Below are 8,666 nucleotides of genomic sequence, written 5' to 3' on the forward strand. Positions count from 1 at the left end.
GAGGGGGGCCGGGGAGTAGGCGGCGCGGGCGGCCGACTCGGTGCTGTCGCGTTCTGCGGTGTGCTGTTCGCCGACGCGGAGGATGCGGGACTTGGCGGTGTGGGCCGGGACGCGCTCGCGCCGGAGGTCGGCGAGGTGGTCCAGGGAGGGGGCGAGGGCACCCACCAGCCCCAAGGCAGCCGGGAAGTTGCGGCCGATCTCGTCCGGGTCCGAGTCGAGCTGGACGACGGTGAGACCGGGCGGAAGTGCCGGACCGGGGGTGTAGGCGTGCGGGGTGAAGGCGTGCGCTCCGGCGATCAGCACGGTGTCGTACGGGGCGAGGGCGGCCCGGATGGCGTCGTGCCGGGGCGGCAGCATGCCGGCGTACAGGGGGTGCGTGGTGGGGAAGTTGAGGCAGTCGGCCATGGGTTGGCGGTGGACGGCGGCTCCGCACGCCTCCGCCGTGCGGACCAGGGCGTCGAGGGCGCCCTCACGGCCGACGCCGTCCCCGGCGACGATCGCGGGGCGGGTGGCGGCGCCGAGGAGAAGGGCGGCGCGGTCCAGGCCGGCGGCCGCGGCGAGCGGTGGCGTGGGCGTGCGGGCCGGGACGTCGACCTCGGTGTCCTCGGCGTACAGATCCGTGGGGACGGACAGGAACACCGGTCCGGCCGGGGGCCGCACGGCGAGGGCGAAGGCCCGGCGGAGGGCGAGCGGCAGGTCGTGGGCGTGCTGGATGTCGTACGCCGCCTTCACGGCGGGGGTGGCGATGGCGATGACGTCGCCGGAGAGCATGGGGTCCTGCTGGAGGTGGCGGCGGTCCTGCTGGCCGGCCGTGACGACGAGGGGGGTGCGGGAGCGGCGGGCGTTGAGCAGGCCGATGAGGCCGTTGGCGAGGCCCGCCGCGATGTGCAGGCTGACGAAGGCGGGGCGCCCGGTGCCGCGGGCGTAGCCGTCGGCCATGGCGACCACGGAGCCCTCGTGGACGCCGAGCACGTACTCGGGGGCGCCGGGGTGTCCGACAGGGCGGCCAGGAAGGGCAGTTCGGTGGTGCCGGGGTTGCCGAAGACGCGGTCCACGCCCTCGTCGCGCAGGATGTCCAGGACGGCGAGGGCGGGACGGTATCCCATGGGGGGCTCCTCCGGGGGACCTGGGGACCGGTTCACGGATCAGGGTGCGGGGACGGGGCGCCGGGGGCAAGGCGCCGTACGGCCAAGCTGTACGGCCCGCCCACGACGGCCCTCACCGCTGCCGGGGCCCTCACCCCGCCGCCGGTCCGCTCCCGTCAGGCGTCCGTGAAGCGCTCCCCCTTCTCCGCCTTCTCCACCAGCAGGGCCGGCGGGGTGAAACGCTCCCCGTAGCGGTCCGCCAGCTCCCGCGCGCGGGCGACGAACCCGGACAGACCGACACCTGCCCCGGCGCCGCCGTCGTAGCCGTTGATGTACTGCAGGACACCGCCCGTCCAGCCGGGGAACCCGATGCCGAAGATCGATCCGATGTTGGCGTCGGCGACGGACGTCAGGACGCCCTCCTCCAGGAGCCTGACCGTGTCGAGGGCCTCCGAGAAGAGCATGCGTTCCTGCATGTCCTCGAACGGGATGTGGTGGCCCGGCTTGGTGAAGTGCTCGCGCAGGCCCGGCCACAGGCCCGCGCGCCGGCCGTCGTCGCCGTAGTCGTAGAAGCCCGCTCCCCCGCTGCGGCCGGTGCGGCCGAACTCGTCGACCATGCGGTCGATGACCGCTTCGGCGGGGTGGGTGGCCCAGGTGCCGCCCGCTTCCTCCACGGCCCGCTTCGACTCGTTGCGGATCTTGCGCGGGAGCGTGAGGGTGAGTTCGTCCATGAGGGAGAGGACCTTGGCCGGGTAGCCCGCCTGCGCCGCCGCCTGCTCGACGGAGGCCGGCTCGATGCCCTCGCCGACCATCGCGACACCCTCGTTGATGAAGTGCCCGATCACCCGCGAGGTGAAGAAGCCCCGGGAGTCGTTGACGACGATCGGGGTCTTCCTGATCTGGCGGACCAGGTCGAAGGCGCGGGCGATGGCCTCGTCGCCGGTGCGCTCGCCCTTGATGATCTCGACGAGCGGCATCTTGTCGACCGGCGAGAAGAAGTGCAGACCGATGAAGTCCGCCTGGCGCTCGACGCCTTCGGCCAGTGCGGTGATGGGCAGGGTGGAGGTGTTGGAGCACAGCAGCGCGTCCGGTTCGACGATGTGCTGGATCTCCTGGAAGACCTTGTGCTTGAGCTCGGGGTTCTCGAACACGGCCTCGATCACCGCGTCGCAGCCCGCCGTGTCGGCGGGATCGGCGGTGGGGGTGATGCGGGCCAGCAGGGCGTCCGCCTTCTCCTGGGTGGTACGGCCCCGGGAGACGGCCTTGGCGCACAGCTTCTCGGAGTAGCCCTTGCCCTTGACGGCGGCCTCGAGCGACACGTCCTTCAGGACGACCTCGATGCCGGCGCGGGCGCAGGAGTAGGCGATGCCCGCGCCCATCATCCCGGCGCCCAGGACGGCGACCTTGCGGACCTGGCGGGGCTCGACGCCCTGGGGGCGGTTGGCGCCGGAGTTGACGGCCTGGAGGTCGAAGAAGAACGCCTGGATCATGTTCTTCGAGGTCTGGCCCGCGGCCAGTTCGACGAAGTAGCGGGCCTCGATGACCTGGGCGGTCTCGAAGTCGACCTGGGAGCCCTCGACGGCCGCCGCGAGGATGTTGCGCGGGGCCGGGTAGGGGGCGCCGCCCGTCTGCTTGCGCAGGCTGGCCGGGAAGGCGGGCAGGTTGGCCGCGAACTTGGGGTTGGCGGGGGTGCCGCCCGGGATGCGGTAGCCCGGCTTGTCCCAGGGCTGCCGCGACTCGGGGTTGGCGTCGATGAAGGCACGGGCGCGGGCCAGCAACTCCTCCGGGGTGTCGACCACTTCGTCGACGAGACCCTGGGAGAGCGCGCGCCGCGGGTCGTACTGGGTGCCCTGGAGCAGCACCTTCAGCAGCGCGTCGGCGATGCCGAGGAGACGGACCGTGCGGACGACTCCGCCGCCGCCGGGCAGGAGGCCCAGGGTGACCTCGGGGCAGCCGATCTTGGAGCCGGGCGCGTCCAGCGCGATCCGGTGGTGGCAGGCGAGGGCGATCTCGTAACCGCCGCCGAGGGCCGCGCCGTTGATCGCCGCGACGACCGGCTTGCCCAGGGTCTCGATGCGGCGCAGGTTGCGCTTGATGGCCATGCCGCCGTCGAAGAGGTCCTGTGCGGTCTCGGGGGTGACGCGGATGAGGTCGCGCAGGTCGCCGCCCGCGAAGAAGGTCTTCTTGGCGGAGGTGACGATGATGCCGCGGATGGAGTCCTTCTCGGCCTCCAGGCGGTCGGTGATCACGGCGAGGGAGTCGCGGAACGCCTGGTTCATGGTGTTCGCGGACTGGCCGGGGTCGTCGAGGACGAGGGTGACGACGCCGGTGCGGTCCTGTTCCCAGCGGATGGTGGTGGGCTCAGTGCTCATGAGGGGTGTGCTCCGTGTGATCCGTGGGAGGGGGTCAGATGCGTTCGACGACGGTGGCGATGCCCATGCCGCCGCCCACGCAGAGCGTGGCGAGGCCGTACCGCTTGTCCTGGCGCTCCAGTTCGTCGACGAGCGTGCCGAGGATCATCGCCCCGGTGGCGCCGAGCGGGTGGCCGAGGGCGATGGCGCCGCCGTTGACGTTGACCTTGTCCAGCGTCAGGCCCATGTCCCTGACGAAGCGCAGGACGACGGCGGCGAAGGCCTCGTTGATCTCGACGAGGTCGATGTCGTCGATGGTCAGCCCGGCCTTGGCGAGCGCCTTGCGGGTGGCGGGCGCGGGACCGGTGAGCATGATGGTCGGCTCGGAGCCGGAGACGGCCGCGGAGACGATCCGCGCACGCGGGGTGAGCCCGTAGCGCTCGCCGATCTCCTTGGTGCCGATGGCGACCAGGGAGGCGCCGTCGACGATGCCGGAGGAGTTGCCGGCGTGGTGGACGTGGTCGATCCTCTCCACCCAGTGGTACTTCTGCAGCGCGACGGCGTCGAAGCCGCCGAGGTCGCCGATGTCCGCGAAGGACGGCTTCAGCCCCGCGAGGGAGTCGGCGGTGGTGCCCGGGCGCAGGTGCTCGTCGTGGTCGAGGACGGTCAGGCCGCTGCGGTCCTTCACCGGGACGACCGAGCGGTCGAAGCGGCCCTCCTTCCAGGCCGTCGCCGCCCGCTCCTGGGACAGGGCGGCGTACTCGTCGACGTCCCGGCGGGAGAAGCCCTCGATGGTGGCGATCAGGTCGGCGCCGATGCCCTGCGGCACGAAGTTGACGGCCAGGTTGGTCATCGGGTCGTTGAACCAGGCGCCGCCGTCGGAGGCCATCGGTACCCGGGACATGGACTCGACGCCGCCCGCGAGGACCAGGTCCTCGAAGCCGGAGCGGACCTTGGCGGCGGCCATGTTGACGGCTTCCAGGCCCGACGCACAGAAGCGGTTCTCCTGTACGCCGGCGACGGTGTCCGGCAGGCCCGCGGCGATCGCGGCGATGCGGGCGATGTCGGAGCCCTGGTCGCCGACCGGGCCGACGACGCCGAGCACGATGTCGTCGATCGCGGCCGGATCGAGGTCCGGGAAGCGGCCGCGGATCTCGTGGATGAGTCCGACGACCAGGTCGATGGGCTTGGTGCCGTGCAGGGCGCCGTTGGCCTTGCCGCGGCCGCGCGGGGTGCGGATCGCTTCGTACACATACGCTTCGGTGCTCACGTGGAACGCCTTTCGAGGGTGAGGGTCAGCCCAGCAGGGAACGGCCGATGATCTCTTTCATGATCTCGGTGGTTCCGCCGTAGATGGTCTGGATACGGCCGTCGGTGAAGGCCCGGGCGACGGGGTACTCGCTCATGTAGCCGTACCCGCCGTGCAGCTGGAGGCAGCGGTCGGTGACCCGCTTCTGCAGTTCGGTCGCCCACCACTTGGCCATGGAGGCGTGCACGGCGTCGAGTTCCCCGTTCGAGTGGTCCTCGATGCAGCGGTCGAGGAAGGTCCGGGTGACGGCGCACTCGGTGGCCATCTCCGCTATCTCGAACCGGACGTGCTGCTTGGTGGCGAGCGGCCGGCCGAAGGCCTCGCGCTCCTTGACGTACTCGGTGGTGATCTCCAGCAGGTGCTCGGCGGCGGCGATCGCGGAGACCGCGATGCTGAGGCGCTCCTGCGCGAGGTTCGTCATCAGGTGGCCGAAGGCGCCGTTCGGCTCGCCGAGCAGGTTCTCCTTGGGGACGCGCACGTCGTGGAAGAACAACTCGGCTGTGTCCTGCGCCTTCTGGCCGATCTTGTCGAGGTTGCGGCCCCGCTCGAAGCCCTCCGTGCCCCGCTCGACGACCAGCAGCGACAGCCCGTGCGCACCGCCCTCGGGGGTCGTCCTCGCGACGACGATCACCAGGTCGGCGAGGATCCCGTTGGAGATGAACGTCTTGGAGCCGTTGAGCACCCAGTGGTCGCCGCGGTCCTCCGCGTGCGTGCGGATGCCCTGCAGGTCGGAGCCGGCGCCGGGCTCGGTCATGGCGATCGCGGTGATCAGCGTGCCGTCGCAGAAGCCGGGCAGCCAGCGTGCCTTCTGCTCCTCGGTGGCGAGCGAGGTCAGGTAGGGGCCGATGATGTCGTTGTGCAGGCCGAGGGCGAGCCCGGGGGCACCCGCGCGGGTGAACTCCTCCGCCAGGACGGCGCTGTAGCGGAAGTCGGCGGTACCTCCGCCGCCGTACTCCTCGGGCACGGCGAGCCCGAGCAGCCCCTGCTTGCCGGCCGCCCGCCAGGCCTCGCGGGAGGCGATGCCGTCCTTCTCCCACTGCTCGTAGTGGGGCAGCACCTCCCTCGCCAGGAAGGCGCGCACGGTCTCGCGGAACGCCTCGTGCTCGGGGGCGAAGATCAGCCGCTTCATGCGGGGCCTTTCAGGAGGTCCGGTACGTCCCAGTCGCGCGCCACGCCGGCGGTGTCCGCGCCGGGCCGGGCGGGGCCGGTGCGCACGGCCGTCGGGGTCGCGGAGAAGCGGGGCGCGGGCGCCGGCTGGGTGATGCCGCCGTGGTCGGTGAAGGATCCGCGGGCGGCCAGATGCGGGTGTCCGGGGGCCTCACGCAGCGACAGTACGGGCGCCACGCACGCGTCGGTGCCCTGGAACAGGGCCGTCCACTCGTCGCGGGTACGGGACTTGAAGCGGGCCGCGACCGCCTCGCGCAGCTCGCCCCAGCGGGTCCAGTCCTTGCGGTCGTCGGCGTGCTCGGGAAGGCCGAGCACGGTCACGAACTCCTGGTAGAACTGCGGTTCCAGGGCGCCGACCGCCATGTACCGGCCGTCGGCCGTCTCGTAGGTGCCGTAGTACGGGCAGCCGCCGTCCAGGAGGTTGGCTCCGCGCCGGTCCTGCCAGCCGCCGGCGGCGAGCATGCCGTGGAGCATCGCGGAGAGGTGGGAGGTGCCGTCGACGATGGCGGCGTCGACGACCTGGCCGGTACCGCCCGCGCGCGCGTGGTGGAGGGCGGCGAGGACGCCGACGACCAGGTAGAGGGAGCCGCCCGCGTAGTCGCCGAGGAGGTTGGCGGGCACGGCCGGAGGGCGGTCCGGTTCGCCGATCAGGCCGAGGGTGCCGGTGACGGCGATGTAGGCGATGTCGTGGCCGGCGCGCGGGGCGAGCGGGCCGTCCTGGCCCCAGCCGGTCATACGGCCGTAGACCAGCCCCGGGTTGCGGGCGTGGCAGGCCTCCGGGCCCACGCCGAGGCGCTCCGCCACGCCCGGGCGGTAGCCCTCGACGAGGATGTCGGCGCGTTCGACCAGGTCGAGGACGCGCGCTGGGCCGTCCGGGGCCTTCAGGTCGACGACCACCGAGCGTTTGTTGCGGTTGGTGACGTCGAATTCGGGTGTGATCGCGAGGCCGACGCCGCCGGGGCGGTCGACGCGCACGACGTCCGCGCCCAGGTCGGCGAGGAGCATGGCGGCGAACGGGCCCGGCCCGATGCCGGCCAGCTCGACCACGCGCACGCCGGTGAGCGGGCCCTGCCCGGGCGGTGTCCCTGCCGTTGCCATCCAGCCCCCAGCGCTGTGACACAACTGATGTAACACCAGTGATGCTAAGAACACGTTCCACTGAACACAAGACCTGGGCGAGCAAGCGCTTAGCCAATTACCGGGGTCCGCGTCGGCTCCGCCGTCTCCTCACGCTAGCCTCGGCCACCGACAACGGCGCGTGCTGCGGACCGAGGAGTGTCATGAGCAGGCTGAACGGGACGGACCGTCCCTACGACATCGTGCTCTTCGGAGCGACGGGCTTCGTGGGGACGCTGACCGCGGAGTATCTCGCCGCGCACGCCCCCGAGGGACTGCGCTGGGCGATCGCGGGACGCAGCGAGCGGAAGCTGGAGCAGCTGCGCGAACGGCTGCCCGCCGGAGAGAAGGTCGGGGTGCTGCGCGCGGACGTGGCGGAGCCGGACTCGGTGCGCCGGCTCGCCGAGCACGCGCGCGTGGTGGCCACCACCGTGGGGCCGTACGTGAACTACGGCGAGGACCTCGTCGCCGCCTGCGCGGACACCGGCGCCGACTACCTGGACCTGACCGGTGAGCCGGAGTTCGTCGACCTGACCTACGTCCGGCACGACGCACGCGCGCGGGAGACCGGCGCCCGGCTGGTGCACGCCTGCGGATTCGACTCGGTCCCGCACGACCTGGGCGCCTACTTCACCGTCCGGCAGCTGCCGGAGGGGGTCCCGCTGACGGTCGACGGGTTCGTCACCGCCGACGCCACCTTCTCGGGCGGCACGTTCGCCTCCGCGCTGAACCAGTTCTCCCGGCTGCGGCCGATGCTGGCCGCCGAGCGGGACCGGCGGCGGCACGAGCCGCGCCTGGTTGGCCGGCGGGCGGCGGCGCCGACGGGTGCGCCGCGGTTCGCGAAGGAGATCGGCGCGTGGGCGCTGCCGCTGCCGACGATCGACCCGCAGATCGTGCACCGGTCGGCGAAGGCGCTCGACCGCTACGGTCCCGACTTCCGCTACCGCCACTACGCGGCCGTACGGCGTCTGCCGGTGGCGCTCGGCGGGGTGGCGGCCATGGGCGCGCTGGTCACGGCGGCCCAACTGCCGCCCGCCCGGCACTGGTTGTCCGACCGGCTCAAGCCGGGGGACGGGCCGAGCGCGGAGAAGCGCGCGAGGAGCTGGTTCTCGGTCCGTTTCGTGGGCGAGGGCGGCGGCCGGCGGGTGTTCACGGAGGTCGCGGGCGGCGATCCCGGCTACGACGAGACGGCGAAGATGTTCGCCGAGTCGGCGCTGTCCCTGGCCCTCGACGACCTTCCGGAAACGGCCGGCCAGGTCACCACGGCGGTCGCGATGGGCGATGCCCTGACCGAGCGGCTGCACCGGGCCGGGATCACCTTCCGGGTCGCCGCGAGCCGCTGACGGGCCCTACAGCGTCCAACCGGCCACGGTGTAGATCATCCCGCAGATCCACCCCAGCCCCGCCAGCACGGCGAGGACCAGCGCGGCGTTCACGGCCCGCTCGACGGGACGGTTCGGATCGGCGAGGGGCCGGGGCTTGGCGGCCCGGGCACGGTGTGTCGTCATGCGCCCCACTCTGCCGAGAGGCCCCACACGCCCACATCCGTACAGCTACTCAGTCCGCCTACTCAGACCACCCCTACGCCGGGCGTCGGCCCTGCGCCGGGGTCGGGGGCGGGGGCTGTCTCTTATACAC

7 protein-coding genes and 1 pseudogene are annotated in these 8,666 nt (G+C 72.4%); 1 reads left to right on the forward strand and 7 read right to left on the reverse strand.

Annotation, left to right across the window (positions count from 1 at the left end; translation table 11 throughout):
• The 6 genes and pseudogenes from GRC12_RS38335 to GRC12_RS38355 form a co-directional block, all read right to left on the reverse strand.
• Window positions 1-972, reverse strand: a 972-nt coding sequence (locus GRC12_RS38335; RefSeq protein ID WP_308286731.1) for a thiamine pyrophosphate-binding protein, incomplete at its 3' end; no start/stop codon positions are given.
• 59 nt (window positions 973-1,031) lie between these two features.
• Window positions 1,032-1,106, reverse strand: a pseudogene (locus GRC12_RS47170) (hypothetical protein); the annotation flags it as partial.
• Between the two features lie 155 nt (window positions 1,107-1,261).
• On the reverse strand, window positions 1,262-3,457 hold the full coding sequence (locus GRC12_RS38340; RefSeq protein WP_208784925.1) for a 3-hydroxyacyl-CoA dehydrogenase NAD-binding domain-containing protein: 2,196 nt from the start codon (window positions 3,455-3,457) through the stop codon (window positions 1,262-1,264).
• Window positions 3,458-3,491: 34 nt separating this feature from the next.
• Complete coding sequence (locus tag GRC12_RS38345; RefSeq protein WP_208784927.1) at window positions 3,492-4,706, reverse strand: acetyl-CoA C-acetyltransferase; 1,215 nt, start codon at window positions 4,704-4,706, stop codon at window positions 3,492-3,494.
• A gap of 25 nt (window positions 4,707-4,731) precedes the next feature.
• On the reverse strand, window positions 4,732-5,874 hold the full coding sequence (locus GRC12_RS38350; RefSeq protein WP_208784930.1) for an acyl-CoA dehydrogenase family protein: 1,143 nt from the start codon (window positions 5,872-5,874) through the stop codon (window positions 4,732-4,734).
• On the reverse strand, window positions 5,871-7,010 hold the full coding sequence (locus GRC12_RS38355) for a CaiB/BaiF CoA transferase family protein (RefSeq protein WP_208784933.1): 1,140 nt from the start codon (window positions 7,008-7,010) through the stop codon (window positions 5,871-5,873). The genes GRC12_RS38350 and GRC12_RS38355 overlap by 4 nt, the downstream gene beginning before the upstream one ends.
• A 182-nt stretch (window positions 7,011-7,192) precedes the next feature.
• Between GRC12_RS38355 and GRC12_RS38360 the strand changes: the two genes are divergently transcribed.
• On the forward strand, window positions 7,193-8,371 hold the full coding sequence (locus GRC12_RS38360; RefSeq protein WP_208784935.1) for a saccharopine dehydrogenase family protein: 1,179 nt from the start codon (window positions 7,193-7,195) through the stop codon (window positions 8,369-8,371).
• 6 nt (window positions 8,372-8,377) lie between these two features.
• Here the strand turns inward: GRC12_RS38360 and mmpA are convergent, their stop codons facing one another.
• The gene (gene mmpA / locus GRC12_RS38365; protein ID WP_208784937.1) at window positions 8,378-8,536 is read right to left on the reverse strand and encodes a morphogenic membrane protein MmpA; all 159 of its coding nucleotides are present in this window, start codon (window positions 8,534-8,536) and stop codon (window positions 8,378-8,380) included.
• Window positions 8,537-8,666 lie beyond the last annotated feature (130 nt).

Origin of the sequence: Streptomyces griseorubiginosus (genome assembly GCF_017614965.1) — a bacterium.
In the GTDB taxonomy this organism is placed as follows: Bacteria; Actinomycetota; Actinomycetes; order Streptomycetales; family Streptomycetaceae; genus Streptomyces; species Streptomyces griseorubiginosus_B.

Bases quoted from the DNA above. Each gene is read 5' to 3' on its own strand.
- GRC12_RS38340 (WP_208784925.1), bottom strand. From the start codon at position 3,457: ATGAGCACTGAGCCCACCACCATCCGCTGGGAACAGGACCGCACCGGC.
- GRC12_RS38350 (WP_208784930.1), bottom strand. From the start codon at position 5,874: ATGAAGCGGCTGATCTTCGCCCCCGAGCACGAGGCGTTCCGCGAGACC.
- GRC12_RS38355 (WP_208784933.1), bottom strand. From the start codon at position 7,010: ATGGCAACGGCAGGGACACCGCCCGGGCAGGGCCCGCTCACCGGCGTG.
- GRC12_RS38360 (WP_208784935.1), top strand. From the start codon at position 7,193: ATGAGCAGGCTGAACGGGACGGACCGTCCCTACGACATCGTGCTCTTC.
- mmpA (WP_208784937.1), bottom strand. From the start codon at position 8,536: ATGACGACACACCGTGCCCGGGCCGCCAAGCCCCGGCCCCTCGCCGAT.